Annotated in this window: 18 protein-coding genes; 5 read left to right on the forward strand and 13 right to left on the reverse strand. The window is 33.2% G+C overall.

Going from position 1 to position 22,690, the window contains the following annotated elements; genetic code table 11:
* Window positions 1–51: 51 nt before the first annotated feature.
* Window positions 52–1,110, reverse strand: coding sequence for a chorismate synthase (gene aroC, locus QMG60_RS19840; protein ID WP_281866163.1), 1,059 nt, complete (start codon window positions 1,108–1,110; stop codon window positions 52–54).
* Window positions 1,111–1,298: 188 nt separating this feature from the next.
* On the opposite strand from aroC, the gene QMG60_RS19845 reads away from it, so the two are divergent.
* Entirely contained in the window at window positions 1,299–2,120 is an 822-nt protein-coding gene (locus tag QMG60_RS19845; protein WP_057116487.1) for a UDP-2,3-diacylglucosamine diphosphatase, read from the forward strand.
* 138 nt (window positions 2,121–2,258) lie between these two features.
* A complete protein-coding gene (locus tag QMG60_RS19850; RefSeq protein WP_057116488.1) occupies window positions 2,259–2,756 on the forward strand; it encodes a hypothetical protein in 498 nt (165 codons plus the stop codon).
* 244 nt (window positions 2,757–3,000) lie between these two features.
* On the opposite strand, the gene QMG60_RS19855 is transcribed toward QMG60_RS19850, so the two are convergent.
* The 7 genes from QMG60_RS19855 to QMG60_RS19885 all read right to left on the reverse strand — a co-directional run bounded on the left by QMG60_RS19855 (window position 3,001) and on the right by QMG60_RS19885 (window position 10,017).
* Window positions 3,001–3,423, reverse strand: coding sequence for a protease complex subunit PrcB family protein (locus QMG60_RS19855; protein ID WP_057116489.1), 423 nt, complete (start codon window positions 3,421–3,423; stop codon window positions 3,001–3,003).
* A gap of 16 nt (window positions 3,424–3,439) precedes the next feature.
* Entirely contained in the window at window positions 3,440–4,585 is a 1,146-nt protein-coding gene (bshA, locus tag QMG60_RS19860) for an N-acetyl-alpha-D-glucosaminyl L-malate synthase BshA (RefSeq protein ID WP_057116490.1), read from the reverse strand.
* A gap of 417 nt (window positions 4,586–5,002) precedes the next feature.
* Window positions 5,003–5,485 carry a hypothetical protein gene (locus QMG60_RS19865; protein ID WP_057116491.1) on the reverse strand — a complete coding sequence of 161 codons (483 nt, stop codon included), beginning with the start codon at window positions 5,483–5,485 and terminating at the stop codon, window positions 5,003–5,005.
* Between the two features lie 123 nt (window positions 5,486–5,608).
* Window positions 5,609–6,400 carry a (Fe-S)-binding protein gene (locus tag QMG60_RS19870; protein WP_281866164.1) on the reverse strand — a complete coding sequence of 264 codons (792 nt, stop codon included), beginning with the start codon at window positions 6,398–6,400 and terminating at the stop codon, window positions 5,609–5,611.
* Window positions 6,401–6,529: 129 nt separating this feature from the next.
* Window positions 6,530–7,870 (reverse strand): (Fe-S)-binding protein, encoded by a 1,341-nt coding sequence (locus QMG60_RS19875; protein WP_134140132.1) that lies wholly within the window; start codon window positions 7,868–7,870, stop codon window positions 6,530–6,532.
* 6 nt (window positions 7,871–7,876) lie between these two features.
* Entirely contained in the window at window positions 7,877–8,842 is a 966-nt protein-coding gene (locus tag QMG60_RS19880; RefSeq protein WP_281866165.1) for an MlaD family protein, read from the reverse strand.
* Between the two features lie 50 nt (window positions 8,843–8,892).
* On the reverse strand, window positions 8,893–10,017 hold the full coding sequence (locus QMG60_RS19885) for an N-acetylmuramoyl-L-alanine amidase (RefSeq protein WP_057117002.1): 1,125 nt from the start codon (window positions 10,015–10,017) through the stop codon (window positions 8,893–8,895).
* Window positions 10,018–10,099: 82 nt separating this feature from the next.
* Here QMG60_RS19885 and QMG60_RS19890 point away from each other — a divergent pair, with 82 nt between their 5' ends.
* Both QMG60_RS19890 and QMG60_RS19895 read left to right on the forward strand, forming a co-directional pair.
* Window positions 10,100–12,796 (forward strand): putative LPS assembly protein LptD, encoded by a 2,697-nt coding sequence (locus QMG60_RS19890; protein WP_057117003.1) that lies wholly within the window; start codon window positions 10,100–10,102, stop codon window positions 12,794–12,796.
* Window positions 12,797–12,824: 28 nt separating this feature from the next.
* Window positions 12,825–13,205, forward strand: a complete 381-nt coding sequence (locus QMG60_RS19895; RefSeq protein ID WP_057117004.1) for a RidA family protein — start codon at window positions 12,825–12,827, stop codon at window positions 13,203–13,205.
* Here QMG60_RS19895 and QMG60_RS19900 read toward each other — a convergent pair.
* The 5 genes from QMG60_RS19900 to QMG60_RS19920 form a co-directional block, all read right to left on the reverse strand.
* Window positions 13,186–13,560, reverse strand: coding sequence for a methylglyoxal synthase (locus tag QMG60_RS19900; protein WP_044048067.1), 375 nt, complete (start codon window positions 13,558–13,560; stop codon window positions 13,186–13,188). The genes QMG60_RS19895 and QMG60_RS19900 overlap by 20 nt on opposite strands.
* Window positions 13,561–13,570: 10 nt before the next feature.
* Window positions 13,571–14,422, reverse strand: coding sequence for an N-acetylglucosamine kinase (locus tag QMG60_RS19905; protein ID WP_057116495.1), 852 nt, complete (start codon window positions 14,420–14,422; stop codon window positions 13,571–13,573).
* Between the two features lie 130 nt (window positions 14,423–14,552).
* On the reverse strand, window positions 14,553–15,557 hold the full coding sequence (gene gap / locus QMG60_RS19910) for a type I glyceraldehyde-3-phosphate dehydrogenase (protein ID WP_057116496.1): 1,005 nt from the start codon (window positions 15,555–15,557) through the stop codon (window positions 14,553–14,555).
* A gap of 93 nt (window positions 15,558–15,650) precedes the next feature.
* Window positions 15,651–16,637, reverse strand: a complete 987-nt coding sequence (gene pfkA, locus QMG60_RS19915) for a 6-phosphofructokinase (RefSeq protein WP_057116497.1) — start codon at window positions 16,635–16,637, stop codon at window positions 15,651–15,653.
* A 309-nt stretch (window positions 16,638–16,946) separates the two neighbouring features.
* Window positions 16,947–21,473, reverse strand: a complete 4,527-nt coding sequence (locus QMG60_RS19920; RefSeq protein WP_281866166.1) for a translocation/assembly module TamB domain-containing protein — start codon at window positions 21,471–21,473, stop codon at window positions 16,947–16,949.
* A gap of 194 nt (window positions 21,474–21,667) precedes the next feature.
* On the opposite strand from QMG60_RS19920, the gene tsaD reads away from it, so the two are divergent.
* Window positions 21,668–22,690, forward strand: a complete 1,023-nt coding sequence (gene tsaD, locus QMG60_RS19925) for a tRNA (adenosine(37)-N6)-threonylcarbamoyltransferase complex transferase subunit TsaD (protein ID WP_057116499.1) — start codon at window positions 21,668–21,670, stop codon at window positions 22,688–22,690.

Consider the following 22,690-nt stretch of genomic DNA (forward strand, 5'->3'; position numbering starts at 1 on the left):
AATTTACTTTTTAATTATTAAAATATAAGACCCTCACTGTCTTACCTTTTATTAATATGTTTTGTTGATTAAATAAAAATCAGCCAAAACAATTGCGGCCATCGCTTCTACGATTGGCACTGCGCGAGGCACTACACACGGATCATGACGTCCTTTTCCTGTCATTGGTGTAATGTTACCTTTATTATCTAATGAGTCCTGAGTCTGCATAATAGTTGCTACAGGTTTAAAAGCTACTCTAAAATAAATATCCATTCCGTTGCTGATTCCTCCTTGAATTCCGCCAGAAAGATTGGTTTTAGTAGATCCGTTAGGATTGTACAAATCATTGTGCTCGCTTCCTTTCATTTCAGAACCAGGGAAACCGCTTCCGTATTCAAAACCTTTTACTGCATTAATAGAAAGCATTGCTTTTCCTAATTCTGCATGAAGTTTATCAAAAACCGGTTCTCCTAAACCAACTGGAACATTTTGGATTACACAAGTTACAACACCTCCAACGGTATCTCCTTGCTTACGAATATCACGAATATATTCTTCCATAATCGCTGCAGATTTTTCGTCTGGACAACGAACAGGATTACTTTCTATTTTTGAAAAATCTAATTCTTGATAAGGCGTTTCTAAATGAATTGGCCCAACAGAAGAAACGTAAGCATTAAACTTAATCTCTGGAAGCATTTGTTTTGCAATTGCCCCAGCTACTACCCTGCTTGCAGTTTCTCTAGCCGAACTTCGTCCGCCGCCGCGATAGTCACGAAAACCATATTTCTGATCGTAAACATAATCAGCGTGGCTTGGTCTGTAATTATCTTTTATATGTGAATAATCATCTGACTTTTGATTGGTATTTGGAATAATAAACCCAATTGGGGTTCCTGTAGTTTTTCCTTCAAAAATTCCAGATAAGAACTGAACTGCATCTGGTTCCTTACGCTGTGTAACAATTGCCGACTGCCCTGGTTTTCTTCGAGCCATATCCAATTCAATTGCTTCAAAATCAAGTTGTATTCCTGGAGGGCATCCGTCAATAATGCCGCCTAAAGCTTCACCATGAGATTCTCCAAATGTTGTAACTTTATATAGGGTGCCGTAGCTGTTTCCTGCCATTGTATTTTGTTTTGAGCAAATGTAAGTTTTATGAATTAAATTAAAAAATTTAAAACTGGTATTATTAACTAAACATTAAACCGATTAAAAATCACAATTTGGTAAAATTATCCGCTTTTTCATAACCTTTTGATAAAATAAAACCATTCAAAATTTCTTTCATTTGTAAAACTTCAAATCAAGAAAAATTGAAAAAAAGAAATGTCGAATTGGTCGTTCTTTCTGATGTCCATTTAGGAACTTACGGAAGTCATGCAAAAGAACTAAACAACTATCTTTCAAGCATTAAACCCAAAACTTTAGTCTTAAACGGCGACATTATTGATGCTTGGCAGTTTCGTAAATCGTACTTCCCGAAAGCACATTTAAGAGTAATTCAGCGTATTATCGGAATGGCTTCTAAAGGAACAAAAGTGTATTATATTACTGGAAATCATGATGAAATACTTCGAAAATTCAGTGATATGAATATGGGTAATTTTGCTTTGGTCGACAAATTAGTTTTAGAATTAGACGATAAAAAAGCATGGATTTTTCACGGAGATGTATTTGATGCCTCTGTGCAGCATTCAAAATGGATTGCAAAACTAGGCGGATTAGGTTATGATTATTTGATTCTAATAAACCGATTTGTAAATTGGTGTCTATCAAAGCTCGGGCGTGAACCTTACTCTTTTTCTAAAAAAATAAAAGCAAGCGTAAAAAAAGCAGTTAAATTTATTTCTGATTTTGAAACTACTGCAACCGATTTAGCAATCGAAAAAAATTACGATTACGTAATCTGCGGTCATATCCATGAACCAAAAATTATGACTAAGGAAAACAAACACGGCTCTACTTTATACCTTAATTCTGGCGATTGGGTAGAAAACCTAACAGCTCTTGAATACCATAAAAAACGCTGGAAATTGTTCTCTTACAAAGCAGCTAATTTTGTTGAAGAAGAAAATCTTTTTGAAATGGAAGATATTTTAACTTCCCAATTAATATCTTCAATCATATTAAAATAACCTCACCAAAACCTATTTTTTAACAATTTTAAGAATCTTAATTTCGAAAATGTGAATTATATAACAATTTTCAAAAATATTATACGTTCTGTATCTGACTGTAATTATACATTTGAAAAAAATTAATTAACCATTTTTATGAAAAAGATCATTTTATCAGCCCTTATGCTTTTAGGATTAGCATTTACGGCTCAATCACAAGAAATTTCAAAACATGCGTTAGGGTTACGTTTAGGTGACAATAACGGTTTCGGAGGAGAAGTATCATACCAATTAGGATTGAACCAAAAAAACAGACTAGAATTTGATTTAGGCTGGAGAAACAGCAGAGATGTTGATGCTATCAAAGGAGTTGCCCTTTACCAATGGGTTTGGAACATCGACGGAGGATTTAACTGGTACGCTGGTGTCGGTGGTGGAGTTGCTGCTTGGGATTATGACTATTACAATAATAATTTCAGATATAATGACAGCGGAACTTATGTTTTCGCAGCAGGAGATATTGGTATCGAATATAGATTTAGTGAAGTGCCAATTACATTATCATTAGATGCTAGACCTGAAATTGGTTCAGGATACTATGATGATGACAATTTTGGATTTGACGTTGGTTTAGGTGTTAAATTCAGATTCTAAAATAAAAAATTAAAAAATAATTGTAAGAAGAAACCTGTCGTTTAAAGCGACAGGTTTTTTTTTATTGATTAAAGTTTTTGTCAGGGTAAGCGAACTAGAAGCCCTTTCTACATCTTAAACCTTCGACTTCACTCAGGATAACACTTAACTTAAAATAACAAAATCAAAGAATAAGTACTAAAGTTTAAGTACCAAACTCTAGTACTAATCACTAAGAACTATGAACCAAGAACTAAAAAACTAATTACTTAATAATAATCTCTTTCTTAGAATGAATTTTCACCACAGTGTAAGGATACGAAATCACCTGCATTGTCATTGCATCTTGCGCCGGGCTGTTTTCTTTTACAGTAATAATGATATTCTTATCTGTTTCTTCGACCTTTTCAACGTCTATAGAATAACCGCTTGTGTTTTTCTCCCCCATATTCAAAATCACATAATTATAATCATGAACATTTGGATCCTTCATTTTATCAGCCAAAAGCGGATCGTTTTCAAGCATCTTAATCTCATTTGGTTCGGTCAAGATCTCAAAAAACTTAATATTACCGCCGCCGTCAGACTGCTTTGTCAAAACTTCGTACAAAGCATTTGAATTTTCAACTTTCTTAACACCGCACGAAACCAAAACAAAAATTGCTAAAACAGAAATTACTTTTTTCATTTATCCTTATTAAAAATTAATGCTTTTCATATTTATAATCATCAACAGCTTTTTGGTACAAAGCCTCATACTTAGGCAGAATGTTTTTAATATCAAATTTTCTTGCCACTTCCAGCGCATTTGCCTTAAACTGACTCAATACCGCATCATCTCTTAAAATTTTAAGAGCATTTTCGGCCATTTCTTCAACATTTCCAACGTTGCTTAAATATCCAGAAAAACCATCAAAATTTACCTCAGGCAAACCTCCAGAATTACTAGAGATTACTGGTACGCCGCAAGCCATTGCTTCCAAAGCAGCCAAACCAAAGCTTTCTGTTTCTGAAGGAAGCAGAAATAAGTCTGTCATGCACAAAATTTTATCAATTTCGTGGCTGTTTCCAAAGAAAATAACTTTGTCTAAAATTCCCAGTTCCTGACATAAAATCTCTGCTTTTTCCTTCTCAGGTCCGTCACCCACCATCATTAACTTAGCTGGAATTTCTTTTTGGATACTATAAAATATCTTAATAATATCCGGAATACGTTTTACCTTTCTAAAGTTACTGATATGCGTAATAATTCTCTCGTTTTCATTTGCCATAACGTAACGATGACAAGGCGCAGTTGGATCTTTTTTAACCTTATCCAATTCAATAAAATTCGGAATTACTTTAATTTTATTCTTAATCTTAAATAATTTCAAAGTATCATCTTTCAAACTCTGCGAAACCGAAGTCACATAATCCGATTTATTAATGCTAAAAGTTACGGCAGGTTTATAAAAAGGATGATTTCCAACCAAAGTAATATCTGTTCCGTGAAGCGTAGTAATCATAGGAAGATTAATTCCCTCATTTTTAAGCATTTGTTTTGCCATATAACCCGCATACGCGTGAGGGATAGCATAATGCACGTGAAGAAGTTCAATTTTGTACAACTTCACCATGTCAACCAATTTACTTGACAAGGCTAATTCGTACGGCTGATAATGAAACAATGGATATTCCGGAACATTTACTTCGTGATAATGGACATTCGGATTTAAAAGTGCCAGTCTTACCGGCTGACTGTATGTGATAAAATGTATTTCGTGTCCTCTTCTGGCTAATTCGAGACCTAACTCTGTGGCTACTACACCACTACCTCCAAAAGTAGGATAACAAACAATTGCTATTTTCATGGATTAAATTTAATTCTACGAAATTACTCAAAAATAGCGTTCAATTAAGCTTTTAAATTGTTAGATTTTTGACAAAATTAGATTAATTCTAGTTAATAAATATTTTTAGCAGCACCACAATATCTGCAAAAAAGACCAGTAGTCCCGCTGTCCGTTAAATCTTTTCCTTGCTAAAGAAGCAAGAAAAAGGATATCACTTCCATCGGGGCTAGAATAGACGTTTTGGTTTTCATAAGAAGTGCAGTATGACAATCTTTGTCAAAGTTCAAAACTTTGACAAAGATTAATCCCTAAGTTTTAGGAAAACTTGAAACCTTAAACCTTAAACCTTAAACTTGAAACAATTTAAACTAATGAAATAAAAAAAAGGCACAAAACCGAAGTTTCATGCCTTTTCAAATCTTATAAAATTTCTTTTTAGAAAAATCTGCTATGCCAGCTGTCGGCAGCAGGAACTTCCCAAGATTCGTTGAACTCTTCGATATTGTTAACCAGATTATTAAAAACAATCGTATTCTCAGAAACCGATTTATCTTTTACCATCTTCTTAAAGTCGATCAATGGTTTATGTGCAATATGTTCTCCAAGTTTAAAAGTAACGTTCATTTTATCTAACAAATCAACATTATATTTTTTCTCCAAACTTTGGATAAATTCTACCGAACTATCGATAGAACAACCCGTCGCAGCCTGCACATCTTGATTAACAGCCAATATGATAAATCGATTGTATTTTAGTAAAAAAGAAGCTTCAAGACTTGTTCCGTGTGCGGCCCATTGTTCCACAAAAGCTTTTAAGTCTGTTTCGATTTCAGAAAACTCTTCCTCAGAAAATTTTCTGTTCGATTGATAAATCCAAACTCTGGATTCACCAGGTAAATTTTCAAAAGGTATATACATTTTTAATTTTAGATTTTAGATTGTTGATTTTAGATCTGTTTCAAGACTCAAGATTCAAGTTTAAGGTTTCATGTTCAGTTAAAAACTTAGCATCTTAGCACCTTAGAATCTTAGACCCTTTTTTTACAAATCCTGCGCATTAGCAATTAACTCCGCAACGTCCATTACTTTTACCTCGCCCTCTTTATGTGCATGTTTAATTCCGTCTGTTAACATCGTATTACAGAACGGACATCCTGCTGCAATAATATCAGGCTGTACTTCTAAAGCATCTTCTGTACGAAGCACGTTTACTTCCTTATTTCCAGGTTCGGCATCTTTAAACATTTGAGCACCACCTGCTCCACAACATAAACCATTTGATTTAGAACGCTTCATTTCGACTAATTCGACGTCTAATTTCTCAATTAAATCCCTAGGAGCTTCGTAAACTTTATTAGCTCTTCCTAAATAACAAGGATCATGAAAAGTTATTTTTTTTCCTTTAAATTGTCCGCCTTCAACAGTTAATCTTCCATCATCAATTAATGATTTCAAAAATTCTGTATGATGAATTACCTCGTAAGTACCTCCTAATTCTGGGTATTCATTTTTTAAAGTATTAAAACAATGCGGGCAAGCAGTAACAATTTTTTTTGCTTCGTAGGCGTTCAAAACCTCAATATTCATCATGGCCTGCATTTGAAACAAAAATTCGTTTCCAGCTCTTTTTGCAGGATCACCAGTACAGCTTTCTTCTGTACCCAAAACCGCAAAAGAAACATTGGTACGATTTAAAATTCGTACAAACGCTTTAGTAATTTTTTTTGCTCTATCATCAAAACTTCCTGCACAACCCACCCAAAACAAAACTTCTGGCTGTTTTCCTTCGGCAAGCATCTCTGCCATTGTTGGCACTACTAAACTTTCTGACATCTTCTTTTGTTGTTAAATCGGTTAATCGTTTATTTGGTTAATCGTACTCTTTACTATAACCTACTAAAAACCTCAAATATTTTAAAATTGATAAACAGCTAAAACAATTAACCGTTTAAACAATACATTCTAATTCTCGTTTTTCCAATTTAATCGGTCTTGCTGACTGTACTGCCAAGGTGCACCGTTATTTTCTATATTGGTCATCATGGCATTCAGCGACATTGGCGCAGCACTCTGCTCCATAACCAAATAACGACGCATATCCATAATAATAGACAATGGGCTTATGTTTACTGGACATTCTTCCACACATGCGTTACAAGATGTACAAGCCCATAATTCTTCTGGAGTAATATAATCATTTAAAAGTGTCTTGTTATCTGGAACAAAAACACCTTTGTTAGCATCTATATTTTTACCAACTTCAGTTAAACGATCTCTTGTATCCATCATAATTTTACGAGGAGACAATTTTTTACCTGTTTGATTTGCAGGGCAAGAAGAAGTACAACGTCCGCATTCTGTACAAGTATAAGCGTTTAACAACTGAACCCAGTTTAAATCCTGAACATCACTTGCTCCAAATTTAGCCGGAGCAGCATTCTCATCAGCAGGCGGTGCAGCAGCAAACGGATCTGCATTTGGATCCATCATTAATTTAACCTCTTTTGTAACCGATTCTAAATTATCAAACTGACCTTCTGGTTTCAAGTTTGCAAAATAGGTATTTGGAAAAGCTAAAAGAATGTGTAAATGCTTTGAGAAGTATAAATAGTTCATAAAAACTAAAATACCAGCAATGTGCAGCCACCAGAAAACTTCGAATAAAAGACCTACCAATTCATTAGACGAACCATTAAAAATTGGTGCAATAAACTGACTTATTGGATAACTTCCTGCTTTATGAAAATGTGAATAACCGCCTGGAACATTTTGTAAATGCAAATCGGCAGCATTCATTAATAAAAACAAAATCATTAAAACGGTCTCAAAATACAGAATGTAATTGGCATCGCTTTTTGGAAATCCAGTTAAATCTGAATGTATAAAACGTTTCAATCTGATAAAATTTCTTCTGATCCAGAAAACTGTGACAGCAAAAATTACCAATATTGCCAATATTTCGAATGAAGCAATTAAAACATCATAAACAACACCCAAATATGGTGCAAAAATTCTATGTGTCCCAAAAAGTCCATCTATAATGATTTCTAATAATTCGATATTAATTATTATGAAACCAACATATACAAAGATATGAAGTATTCCTGCTACAGGGCGTCTCACCATTTTTGACTGCCCAAGAGCAATCAATGCCATGTTTTTCCAACGAGCTTTAGGATTATCTTTTCGATCTATATCAACTCCCAAATTAATATTTCGGATGATTTTTTTTACGCTCGCTGCAAAAAAACCGAAACCTACTATAAGAAGTATCGCGAATAAAATATTATCTAAATAACTCATTTATAATTATTTTTTATCAGTTGAGTTTGTTTCTTCTGCTGGTGCTACGTATGGTTTATTTTTCTTTCCGAAAAGAGAAACATTTACATAACGAGTTGGGTAAAGACGTACATCTTGCAACAACAATTCAAGCTCTTTTGAAGTTTTAGCCAAGTTGTTATACAATGCATCGTCATTCAATAATTTACCAGCTGTGCCTTTACCAGAATTTAAGTTATTCATTAAACCATCAACTTTTGCCAAAGCCTGATTAAGATTACGTACTGTTTTTCCTAAATCTGCTTTGTTTAAAGAATCTGATATTTTGTTAAAGTTACCTGATATTTTATTCAAGTTTGTCACAACGCTGCTAATTTGGCCTTTATTGGTATCCAAAATATTGTTAAGGCTTCCAGAAGCTCTATGAAACTGCTCCATAGTCTGGCTTAACTCAGCAATTGTTTTCTTTAGGTTTTCTTGTGTAGTTTTATCTAAAGTATTGTTTAAACCTGTAACTAGAACATCGATATTAACCAGCATTTTATCTAGTTTTTGCTGAATTGGTTCAATTTTTCCGCCTAAAGATTCCGTCAATCCAAGCTCTACAGTAGAAGTTAGTTTCTGCCCATCTTCTGCTAATTCTTTATCAGCAAAATTTGGAACAATCTTAATTTGTTTACCTCCAATTAAACTTGGAGAATAAATTGCAGCTACGCTTGATTTCGAAACTGGAAAATCAGTTTTAAGCTGAAGCTCAACTAATAATTTACCTGTTACTTCATCAATAGTAATTTTATTTACTTTACCAACAGCAAGTCCGTTAAGTGTTACTGGAGCTGATGGTGATAAATCTTCAACGTTATCATATTCAGCATATAATACTTTATAATTTGTAAAAAGATCTCTGCCTTTTAAAAAACTATAACCCCAAATAAATAATAAAATCGATGCGATGACTAATATAGCCGTTTTAATTTCTCTTGTTAGTTTCAAAATTCTAAGTGTTTATACAAAATTAATATAAATATTCGAACTTACGCTTATTATTTAATTGCGTCCTGAATACTGATTTTTTCTCCATCTTTAGTTGCTACTAAAAATGCTGCGCCATATCCTTTATTTTTAGCTTCTTGCAAGTATTTTTGCGCTGTTTCGTAACTTGAAGTTTCTTCGTAGAAATATTTATAAATATTATTTTCGTAGATCATAGTTACATTTTTAAGACCTTTAAAATTTTTAGGTTCTAAAGGTGTTTTCTTAATACTGGCAATAAGCTGTACTTTAAAGAATGTTCCTTTAGGAGCATTTTTTACCGCTGCAACCTGCGCCGTTGCTTTTGGTTTTGCTGGAGTAGTATCTCTTATGGGCCGACTCTCAGCTGCTTCTGGTGCTCCAGAACCAAAATATTCTCTTTTATAGCTTAAGATAGCTTCTGCAATTGCTCTTGCAATATCATCCTGCCCTTCTTCTGAATTTAAAATATTTCCTTCGGTCGGATTTGAAACGAAACCAGTTTCAACTAAAACTCTTGGCATATAAGCTTTATGAAGTACCATAAATGGCGCTTGTTTTACACCGCCATGACGAAGTTTTTTACCTAATTTTTCAAAGTTTTCTTCAATTTTACTCGCTAAGGAAATACTATTATCCAAATATTCTTCCTGCATCAAAGTCATACCAATCATTGATTCTGGAGAATTAGGATCATATCCTTCGTACTTACGTTTATAATCTTTTTCTAATGTAATTACAGAGTTCTCTTTTTTCGCCGCTTCAAGATTAGAGGCAACTTTACTCAAACCCATTACATAAGTTTCGGTTCCATCGGCTGCCGTATTTTTATTGGCATTACAGTGAATAGAAACAAAAATATTTGAATTGGCTCTATTGGCAATATTCGCTCTTTCGACCAAATCTATAAAAACATCTGTTTTACGAGTATAAATTACATTTACATTAGGATTAAGTTCTAAAATCTTGCCCACTTTTAACACAATAGCTAAAGCAATATTTTTTTCAATTCTCCCACTATAAACTGCTCCAAAGTCATGATCTCCATGTCCGGCATCCAAAGTCACCTTAAACACATTTGACTGACTATGAGCATAAAAAGACAGTATTGTTAGAAATAAAGTAAATATTACCTTAAATTTGTTAATTCTATTCATAAATCTAAAAGTTAATTTTAATAAAACGCAGCTGTTATAATTTTTAGAATTGATTATTTTTGCCAAAAAATTATATGTAAGTTTGACATGTCAAAAAACAAGCCATAATTTTACAAAAATAGCATTTAAACCTTTGCATACAAACTTATTTAATATCGTTTTAATATCATTTTTCCTAACTATAGGTTGTGGTAATTTATATTCGCAAGAAATAAAAAATAAAAAAAAGCCTTTACCTGCTGTAAAACAAACAGATAAAGAAGCTCCTGCAATTACAGATACTATAAAGCTTGATACTGTTAAACCCAAAAAGACTTTTTTGGATGGAAAAGTAAGATACAAAGCAAAAGATTACGCCAAGATAGATCAAAAGAAAAAGCTTATTACTTTGTATAATGAAGCTGAATTATACTATAAAGATGTTGAATTAAAATCTGGTATAATTGTTCTTAATTATGAAAAAGATGAAGTTTACGCTGGAAGAATTAAAGACTCTGCTGGTGTTTTGACTCAATATCCAAATTTCAAACAAGGGGGCAGCGAAGTACAGCCAGATTCTATTCGTTTTAACTTCAAAACCAAAAAAGCTTTAATTTACAATTCGAGAACTGAACAAGGCGAATTTAAAATCAAAGCTGCTGTTACTAAAAAAGAAAATGATTCTGTTTACTTCTTAAAAGGCGCCCGTTTTACAACTTCTACAGATGTTGACAATCCAGAGTATTATTTCCAGACCAATAAAGTAAAATTTATTCCAGGAAAAAAAGTAATTACTGGTTTGACCAACATGGTAATTGCTGATGTTCCTACTCCACTTGCACTGCCTTTTGCTTATTTCCCGATGAGTCAAGAAAAAAGTGTTTCTGGTATTATCATTCCAAGTTATAATGACTCTAACACAAGAGGTTTCTCTTTGCAAAATATGGGTTATTATTTTGCTCTTAGCGACAATTATGACCTTACGGTACTTGGAGATTATTACACCAACGGAAGTTATGCCATGCGATTTGAATCATCGTATGCCAAAAGATATAAGTATCGAGGAAATATAAATGTTCGTTTTGAGAATTTGATTAGTAGCGAACGCGGCTATCCTGACTACAGCAAACAAGGTATTTATAATATTCAGTGGTCTCATTCTAAAGATACTAAATCGAATCCTAATTCAACCTTTTCTGCATCGGTTAACATGGGTAGCAGTAAGTACTTTAAACAATCGATTAACCAGGCGAATATTGGATCGAATTTGAACAACACATTAAGTTCGTCGATATCTTACAATAAAACTTTTAACACTATTCCCGGTTCTCGTATTTCGTTGTCTGCAACGCATCAGCAAAATACGCAAACAGAAGACATTATCATGACTCTTCCTTCCTTACAGGGAAGTATTGACCGTGTATACCCTTTTGTTGGAAAAGACGGCGTTAAAAAGGGCTTAATTAAAAACATTAACTTACAATACAGTGTAAGCGGTAAAAACTACTTTAAAACAAAAGATTCTTTGTTTTTTAAGCCGCAGATGTTTAACGATGCTCAGTTAGGAATGCAGCATACCATTCCGCTTAGTACCAACTTTAAAATTTTTAAATATTTTAGTGCGGGAGCTTCAACGACTTATCAAGAAACGTGGGTTAATAAAACCGTATCCAAAAATTACGATTCGGCTGAAGGAAAGGCAGTTAATACAACTGTAAATGGTTTTGACTCTTTTAGAACTTATAATTTCAGTACCAATTTAGGAACTACTATTTACGGAACTTTCAATTTTGGCGATGACAAAAGAATTCAATCGATTCGACACGTAATGCGTCCGAGCATTACTTATGCTTACACACCAAGTTTTGAACGTTATTACGACACATATGCGGTTGATGCTACCGGAAGAATTACTTCTGAATATACAAGATTTGAAAACGGTCTTTTTGGACAGCCTGGAAAAGACAATTCAAATATAGTTGGTTTTGCTTTGAGTAATACTTTTGAAGCCAAAGTAAGAGACCGAGACAGCACAAAAACAGAACCTAAAAAAATAATGCTGCTAAACAATTTAAACTTTAGCACAAGTTATAATTTTGATGCTGACGGAAAAACTACTTTCGGCTGGCAGCCTGTTTTAGTAAGCGGTGGAACACAGTTTTTTGACAATAAAATGAACATGAATTTTGGCGCAACACTTGATCCGTATGCACTGGACAGTGGTAACCAAAAAATCGACAAGTTCAATATTGACAATGGCGGAAGTTTATTTAGACTTACAAGTGCCAATTTAACGGTTAATTATTCATTTTCGAACAAAGGAACCGGCAAAGAAAAAAATACTCAGAGTCAGCGGAATGGAGGACGAAGTGATGACTTATTTGGTACGAATACAGATTTAAATGACAGCAGAAACAGTCAGTTTGCTAATGAACCTGAAAAAGAGGATGTAATTACGGAATTCTTTAATTCGAAAATTCCATGGGATATGACTTTAGCCTACTCATTAACGTATTCAAATACCAACAGGCAAAATGAAATTTCAGGAAACTCTATTATGATTTCGATTAACACAGATATTACGCCAAAATGGAAAGGCGGGGTTTCTACTGGTTACGATTTCGTACAAAAAGGGGTTACTTTTACGCAATTCCGTTTTGAAAGAGATTTATTAAGCTGGAGAATGGCATTTAACTGGCAGCCTCTTGGAACAAACTCTAACTGGAATTTCTTCATCGGAATTAAATCTGGTATGCTTAGTGATATTAAATGGAACAAACGAAGCGTTTCTAATAGATAAACTACTTTCGAATCAAAATAATTTTATTATGAAAAAGATCATCTTTACCGAGAAAGCTCCGGCTCCAATCGGACCTTATAATCAAGCCGTTTTATCTGGAAACACGCTTTATGCTTCTGGGCAGATTGCAATCAATCCTGAATCAGGAGAATTGATTACAGCTAACATTAATGACGAAACCAATCAGGTTATGCAGAACATTGCAGCTATTTTGGAGGCAGCAGGTATGACTTTTGAAAATGTAGTGAAGTCTACTATTTTCATTATGGACATGAATAACTTTGGCGCTATTAACACCGTTTACGGTTCTTATTTTAACGAAAAAACCGCTCCAGCTCGTGAAACGGTTCAAGTGGCTTGTCTGCCAAAAAATGTAAATGTTGAGATTTCTATAATTGCTGTGCAATAGCATCTAATAATAATTGTGCCGTTGCTTCATTTGTTGCCAGCGGCACATTATGTACATCGCAAACACGAATCAACATATTGATATCTGCTTCGTGTGGATGACTTGACAAAGGATCTTTAAAAAAGAAAACCATCTGCGTTATTCCTTCCGCTACTCTTCCCGCAATCTGCGCATCTCCGCCCAGCGGACCAGAAAGCATTCTCTGTGTTTTAAAACCAGCAGCTTCGGCTTTTCCTCCCGTAGTTCCTGTACCAATCAGCCTTATCTTTTCATTATGCAAAACAGCTTCATTTTTGATTAAAAAATCAATTAAATCAGCTTTTTTTCCATCATGAGCAATAATGGCAATCTCCATAAAACCAGAACTATTGATTAGCAACATGGTACGCAATTAATCCATCAATAGGTCTTCTTAAAACATTCCCTAATTGTAGTTCATATTTATTGAATGTTTCTTGTAATTCATCTTTCAAATAAAATGCAATAGAACCTACAAAATGAACTGGAACTTCTTTACAGTTATCGAATTGTTTAATGTAATTCTTAACGAAAGATTTCATTCCTTTAAAGATAATTTTTCTGCAGAACTCAGTGTCTTTGTGCTTAATTAAAAACTTCGCATAGGTTGCTAAGTAAGCATTTGGATTTGGTTCTTTATATAATTTATTTTTAATAAAATCTGGATCAACGTCGTACTCTTTTTCAAGTTCAACAGCCAATTCTTTAGGCATTTTATTAAAATAGTATTTTCTAATTAATTCTTTTCCGAAAACATTTCCGCTGCAATCATCCATAACAATGTATCCTAATGATTGTACTTTTTGATGCAATACTTTACCATCAAAATAGCTGCAGTTAGATCCTGTTCCTAAAATAGAAACGATTGCTTCTTGTCCTTTTGGAGTTGTTGCATAAACGGCTGCGTAAGTATCTTCCTGAACATCAACAATAGCGTTAACAAAATACTCTTGGAAAATTTGTGATAGTGCTGTTTTCATTCTATCAGTACCACATCCGGCACCGTAAAAGAATAAATGAGTAGCATTTTTTTTGTTTTGTAAAATATCAAAACGATCGTTTAATCTTTCAATAATTTCTGGACCGTCAAGAATTTCAGGATTTAATCCTAAGGTTTGTGTCGTGAATAATACTTTTCCATTATCATCAATTGCAATCCAATCGGCTTTAGTAGATCCACTATCAACTATTAATTTCATTTTTTTTTGTTTTTGGATTAGGTCTTCCCTATTCTCAACTTAAAAGTGTACTTTTTACATTAATTATAGAGGTAACAAAATAAGAAAATCCCGTTATTTGACTAACGGGATTTTGCAAAAATATATATTATTATTTTAAACCTGCAATATGTACAGATAAATCAATTAATTTGCTTGAGTATCCGTACTCATTGTCATACCAAGAAACTAATTTGAAGAAAGTTGAATTTAAACCGATACCTGCAGTAGCATCAACGATTGAAGTTCTTTTATCTGAAATAAAGTCTTGAGAAACAACAGCATCTTCAGTATATCCTAAGATACCTTTCAATTCGTTTTCAGAAGCTTTTTTCAATACAGCTAAGATTTCTTCGTAAGTAGTTTCTTTAGCTACTTTCACAGTTAAATCTACTACAGAAACGTCAGCAGTAGGAACACGGAAAGACATTCCAGTTAATTTTCCATTCAAAGAAGGGATAACTTTTCCAACCGCTTTTGCAGCACCTGTTGAAGAAGGAATGATATTGATTGCAGCTGCACGTCCACCTCTCCAGTCTTTTCTAGAAGGTCCGTCAGCAGTCATTTGAGTTGAAGTAGTTGCGTGAACAGTAGTCATTAAACCTTCAACAATTTCGAAATTATCGTGGATAACTTTAGCTAATGGAGCTAAACAGTTTGTAGTACAAGATGCATTAGAAACAACTAAATCAGAAGCTTTTGCAGTTTCGTGGTTCACACCCATTACAAACATTGGAGCATCAGCAGAAGGAGCAGAAATGATAACTTTCTTAGCACCACCTTTTAAGTGCTCACTTGCAGTTTCGATAGTTGTGAAGATACCAGTACATTCAGCAACAACATCTACATCAACTTCGTTCCATTTTAAATCAGCTGGATTTCTTTCTGCAGTGATACGGATATTTCTTCCGTTTACATAAAGTTTTCCTTCTTTAACTTCTACAGTTCCGTCGAAACGACCGTGAACTGAATCATATTTTAATAAATAAGCTAAGTGATCAACATCTAATAAATCGTTGATTGCAACAACTTCTACATTATCTCTATTGAAAGACTCTCTAAAAACGATTCTTCCGATACGTCCAAATCCGTTTATTCCTAATTTTACTTTTGACATTTTACTAAATTTTTGCTTTTGTTTTTATTACACTATTTCAAAGTCTAATTTCCTCACAATAAACTTCTCTTCTTTTTAAACTTTTATATTAGGTTATGTTGACATGATGTCAGACACTCTTAATAATTCTCTGTCGATTTCAGATTTTCCTTTAATTGCCTGCTCAAGCGGCGTTAAAATCACTTTATCTTCTTTAAGTCCAACCATATAATTTGATTTTCCTTCAATTAAAGATTCTACTGCTTTTACACCCAGACGGCTCGCCAATACACGGTCGAAGCAAGATGGAGAACCACCACGCTGCATATGTCCTAAAACAGAAACACGTACATCGTACTCAGGTAAATTAGCTTCAACATAATCTTTCAATTCGAATACGTTTTTACCAATTTTATCTCCTTCGGCAATAACAACTATACTTGATGATTTCCCTGAAGCTTTACTTTTTTGAAGTGAATCTAACAATCTATCAAGACCTAAATCTTCTTCAGGAATAAGAATTTCTTCTGCACCAGCTCCAATACCCGCATTAAGTGCAATGTGACCAGCATCTCTACCCATAACCTCTACAAAGAATAAACGGTTATGTGAACTTGCTGTATCTCTAATTTTATCAATACAATCTACAACAGTATTTAAAGCTGTGTCGTACCCTAGAGTAAAACTTGTACCATAAATATCATTATCAATTGTACCTGGAATTCCCATTACAGGGAAATTATACTCTGAATTAAAAATCAAACCTCCAGTAAAACTTCCATCTCCACCAATAACTACCAAAGCATCAATTCCTGCTTTTACAAGGTTTTCGTGTGCTTTTTTTCTACCTTCAGGGGTTCTAAACTCAACTGAACGAGCCGATTTTAAGATCGTTCCACCTTTGTTTACAATATTATTTACACTACGAGGTCCCATTTCTTTGAAGTCTCCTTCAATCATTCCTTGATACCCTCTATAAATTCCGATGCATTCTATATTGTGATATGCGCAAGTTCGAACAACTGATCTAATTGCAGCATTCATTCCAGGTGAATCTCCTCCTGAGGTAAGAACACCTACTTTTTTTATTGTTTTTGGCATTATTTAAGTATTAAAGTGTAAAATTAGCAAACATTCAGCACTTATTAGGTTATGATTATTATAAATTAATAAAATATGTTAAATTCAAACGTTTTCGTTAATAAGTTTTTTACAGGTAAAAATTTCATTTAAAATAATAAATCGCTATTTTTTTAATTAAATCGTCAAAATTAACAATACCTAAATGAAGTGTTATAAAAATCGGAATTTCTCTCTCACATGAAAAATTCGAATAGAGGCCCTAAATTTAGCACAAAAAAAAACCATTATAAGTATAATGGTTTATAAATGTATATTTTTAACAAACTGTTAATAATCGTTATCTGGAATTAAACCTTGATTATTAACTGGTTCTTGTTTTTTCTTCTTTTCTTCGTCCTTTTTCTTTTTCTCTTCTTCTTTCTCCGCTTTCTTTTTATTTTTTTCCGCATCCTTTTTACTGGTGAAGTTCACGTAATCAGGATTTAAATAAGAATCTTGAAGATCGTCTGACGAACCTTTTACAGCTTTTTCAATTTTATGATTCTTAAACAGCTTATTGACTAATTCACTAAAAGTATCAAAATCGACTTCATAAGAAATACCAACTCCTTGTGTATAACCAATTCCCTGCCCGATATAATTAATATCATTTTCTTTATTGAATAAACGAAGATTCATTGTACCGTCTTCATTAACACGATAAAGAATTTCAATATCTCCTACGATGGCAGATTCATTTACACCTCCAACAGGAACTCCCAATTTACCATTGATTGTAATTCTTTCGTTAACCTGAGAAGATATATTCGCCACAAACTGGCCATCTACTTCCTGCCCCATTCTTCTATCGGCAGCAATATAGTTTAAGTCTATGTTGACTTTATCATTATCTGATTTTATAATTCCGCCTAATAAACTAGATGCAGTTTCTGTTAAAGTACCCGAGAAATCTCCTTGGCTAAAACCGTCTGTACTCATAAACGAACCTGTAGATAATAAATATAACGCCTGTGTCTGACGAATATCTTTATCGTCTAACTTATATTGTATCTCCGATTTCAAGACATTACTCACAGATGGAAACTGAATATCAAAATTAGGTTCTGGACTTGCCAAATCTCCTCTCAATCCAATTACCACTTCTACAGGAACTTTTTTATTGAATGAAGAAGTGTTATCTAAAAGTACAGCAGGATTGGCCTGAGTTTTATAAACTGCTTCTAAATTCAGCTGAGCACGCATCGGGTTTCCTTCCCAAATAATAGAACCTCCCTTTTTAACAGCAAATTTTTTATCGATAAGTCCGCCGTATTTAAAATTATAAGTTCCTTCATATGCCTGGAAATCTCCCCACATATTAAATTTACCCAGCGTATTGATTTTAAATAAAAGCGATCCGTATCCTTTTCCTTTCATACCATGTCCAGAATTTCGGTCGAGTATAACTTCTACTTCGGCATCTGGCGTAATATCAAAATCAAACTCAAGTTCAAGTCCGTTGTAATTTCTGGTTTTCTCAACAATTCCGTTTGCCAGGTTAAATTTTTCTTTTGGCGTCACAAAATGAATCCAGCTGCTCTCTCCAACACTTTGTACATTATTAATAGGTATCTTAACTTCAGTTCCTTTCTCAGACTTGGCATCAACCTTAATAAATAAACTTTCTACCGGACCTCTTATACTAGCCGATCCGTTTATGAAAGCCGTGCCAAAATACGCAGCATCGTCACTATCTTTTGTATCGAGCGCTAATAATCGTTTGGAAGTTATGTTTAGATCTAATTTCCAATCTCCAAAATTATGATGCTCAATACTTCCATTCAACAAACCTTTTGTTCCATATTTAGTATCCGTCAGCTGATTATTTCTAAATAAAAATTTCTCATTTGTCAAATCAATTACTGTTCGATCGCTTAATTCGTAATCGACATTTAGATAGGGCACAGTCATTCCTGCCTTTTCAACATACAATCGTCCGTTTATTTCTGGTTTTTTCAAATTCCCTACAACAGCTGCATTTCCAGAAACAGAACCTCTCACATTCGACAGGACATCCCCTCCAACCGTTCCTAAAGTTGCAAGATTAAAACCTTCCAGTTTTAAGTTCATGTCCAATATCGTTTCTTTGTTCTCAACTGCAAAAGTTCCTCCGGCTCTAAATGATTCTGTAAAACCATTTTGTATAGACGAATTGACCGTAAACTTCCTAAAAGTTTCGTCTCCAGAAATATCAAAATTAAGTGTTCCCAGCTCTGTTTTATTTAAAACAAGATGATCTATTTTTATAGACGCGGTAGGCTGATAAACATTCTTATTCTGTTTATAATTTATGTTTCCGTTTAAATTTCCATTAAATACAAACTTGGAATTTAGAGGCGTAATTTTATTAATGTCAACATCTTCAAAATTCAGGACGAGATCTTTATAATCACTTCCTTTAATGACACCATTCAAATCAATTTTCTGATTTTCATGCGATAAAATAATATTATCGATCGTGAAGTTTTTAAAATACTGATCAAAGACAATTTGATTATCCTTCTCAGAGTCTTCGTTTAAATACCATATATAGTCTTTAAACTTCATCTCTGATTTCTTGATTCCGACAATATTGTTTTTATTCTTGTCAATAGTATGATACAAATCGAGATTGAAGTAATCTTCACCTGCATTACCGCCTTTAAATTCAGAACGTACAAAGAGCGTATCTTTTGATGTAACATTAATCAAATTAAAATCACGAATCTTATAATAAGGCGTTTTGATACTATCTAACTCGATGTATGCATTGTAAAGCGTATTTTTATTATCGATATTAATTCGAATGTTATCAAATGTATTTTTAGCGGCCGTAATTTTTTGTGATCTAAAACGGAATTTAAATTCCTGTAAATCTGAATCGATTTTTCCTCGAACAACTGTAGACGAATCGATATTAATGTCTGGATAAAGCATTTCTACCACTTTATCGTATACACGGAAATTAAAGCGCAAAAACTGGCCTTTTCTAACTTTATAAGGTTTATAGTTAGTATATAAACTTCCAACGGAATTCATTACCAATTTATCCAATTGGTCAAATCTAAATTTTCCAACAATTTTTCCGTCTACAACATCATTTGAACTAATTGTAATAGTTCTTAGTCTGTCTGCGTCAAAATTGGAATTGATCGTTAAATCTTCAAAAACATAATTTGATTTTGGATTTTGATATTCAGCATCTTTTATAAAAATATCTCCTTGAAGGTTTTCTATCGAATTTCCCGTTACCTGAACCACAACATCTCCCTTGAAACGAGAAATTGAGTCGTTGATAAATCTCAGTTTTCTTAAATCTGAATTCTCAACATTAATATGAAAATCATAACGATTTTCTTTTTTACTTAAGTCTAATAAACCATCAAAATTTAAATTCAGATTCGGATCATTTATCGCAATTTGACCTTTATAATACGGCAGTTTAAAATTTCCATTTACTACTATATTATTATACGTGTATTTGTTATAATCTAATTTCGAAATATCTCCTTTTATAATAGTATTTAAATACTTTTCTGTAAAACCAACTCCATCCACATCCAGATTCAGCGTTGTTCTTCCGATATCCTTTCGGGCTAGAACCGCACCAACATCAAAATTAGTCAGGATAATATTTCCAGAGTATGAAGCTTTATCAATAAAATCCATATTATTCATATGAAGATCGACTTGACCGTTTCCGAGATCGGTTGCCATTTTAAAATCTGTTTCTAATGCTGTTGTAGAAACTTTTGCTTTTCCGACAATATTAAATTTTCCTATTCTTTTAAGTTCTTTCGGAAGTTTTTTACCTAAAACCTCTGGAAGCAAAACCACTAAATTATCATAACTTGAAAGCAGTTTATCAAATTTACCGTCCATAAAAAACTTCTGAGTTTTACTGCCCAAAAGATTTTTGAAATTTATAGTTCCATTAATTTTTGATCCGTTTGTATCGCTTAATTTTAATTTAGAAAGTGTTAAATTATTTAGCGGACCATCTAATTTTGTTTTTAGTTTAAAATGCTGATTTTTACCTAAGCCATCATAAAAATTACGAATATCATTTGTTGCAATCGATGCCGAATCTATTACAACATTAAACTTGACATTGTCTGTAAAATCAATGAAATCTTCTGGTTTATAATTTAAAATTGCTAAACCGTAAATTGAAGATCGTTTGGTTGTAATAGCTAAATTCTCAACCTTAATCTGTTTTTTGCTATACGCAAATTTCCCAGCAAAATTAGAAACATATAAACCACGGTGATCCATAAATGAAAATCGATGAATCCTAGTAGTTACATCTGGTCCATACAATTTAAAATCACTTATATAAGCATTTAGTTTGGTAAAATCTAAAAATAAAGGCGTTGTTTTATTTTCATCCACAACAGAAAATCTTCCCTTTTCGATGTAAGCATTTTTTGCAGTTAAAAGGAAATGTTTTGTTGATTTTTTCTTCGGAGTATTTTTAACCTCAAAGGCTTTTATAAACTTATTGATATTATTTTCGTCTTCGCCTTTATACGTTTTCAGATTAAAAATTAAACCTGTCAAACGTAAATCGCCAAAAATCAAATCGCCGTCCAGTAGTCTGGTGAAGCTGGCAATATCTGTAGTAATGATATCCGAATAAATCAAAGTTTTTTTATGATGATCTAAAATCATCACATTTTTCAATTTTACACCTCCAAAAATGTTGATCGCCGTTTTTTCTACACTAATATTTACTTTAAAATCTTCGTTTAAAGAATTGGTCAGATAGTTGGCAATCTGAGTTTGAACTACAGGAAGTGATAATGTAATAGCTAATGCTAACAAAAGTAAAATCAACCCAATTAGGGTTCTAGATATTATTTTCTTTACTTTTTTGATAGCTTCTTTAATTTTAGTTTTCTTTTAAATTTATTTTGAACAGACAAAGAACCGCTGTTTTTGATAAAAATTCTTTAATTTTGGTCACTTCTTAAATCAAAGAAATATAATAATTTGATTTGTCAAATATAATTCAAAATTTGTGCCTTTATATGCAAAATCCAGAGGTTTTTATTCTTGCCATCGAAAGTTCATGCGATGATACTGCTGCCGCGGTTTTACATAACGACAAAGTATTGTCAAATGTTGTTGCCAATCAATTAATTCACAATCAATACGGCGGTGTCGTTCCTGAATTGGCTTCGCGAGCACATCAGCAGAATATTGTTCCAGTTATAGATGCTGCACTTCGTAAAGCAAATGTACAAAAAGAACAGTTAAGCGCAATCGCATTTACACAAGGACCAGGCTTAATGGGATCTTTATTAGTTGGAACTTCTTTTAGTAAATCCTTATCATTGGCGTTAGATATTCCGTTAATTGCTGTAAATCACATGCATGCACATATTTTAGCGCATTTTATTGATGAAGAAGGTTATGATAAACCAGAATTTCCTTTTTTAGCTTTAACGATTAGCGGCGGACATACACAGATTGTAAAAGTGAACAGCTTTTTTGACATGGAAATCATCGGAGAAACAACAGATGATGCTGTAGGTGAAGCATTTGACAAGAGCGCAAAAATCTTAGGACTTCCTTATCCCGGCGGACCATTGATTGACAAATATGCCAAAGAAGGAAATCCGAAAGCGTTTACTTTTACAAAACCGAAAGTTCCTGGTTTAGATTTTAGTTTCTCTGGACTAAAAACAGCGATTTTATATTTCATTCAAAAAAATAAACAAGCCAACCCCAATTTTATTGAAGAAAATCTAAATGATATTTGTGCTTCGATTCAGCATACAATTATCGAAATTTTGATGGATAAAATAAAAATGGCGGTAAAAGAAACCGGAATTACGCAAATTGCTATTGGCGGCGGTGTTTCTGCCAATTCAGGCATTAGAACCACATTGAAGGAAACAGAAAGCAAATACGGCTGGAAAACTTTTATTCCGAAATTCGAATACACAACAGATAATGCAGCAATGATTGGAATTGTTGGTTATCAAAAATATTTATCAAATCGTTTTGAAACTTCTTCTGTAGTTTCAAAAGCACGAATTCAATTTTAA

This window comes from Flavobacterium sp. GSB-24, from assembly GCF_027924665.1.
In the GTDB taxonomy this organism is placed as follows: Bacteria; Bacteroidota; Bacteroidia; order Flavobacteriales; family Flavobacteriaceae; genus Flavobacterium.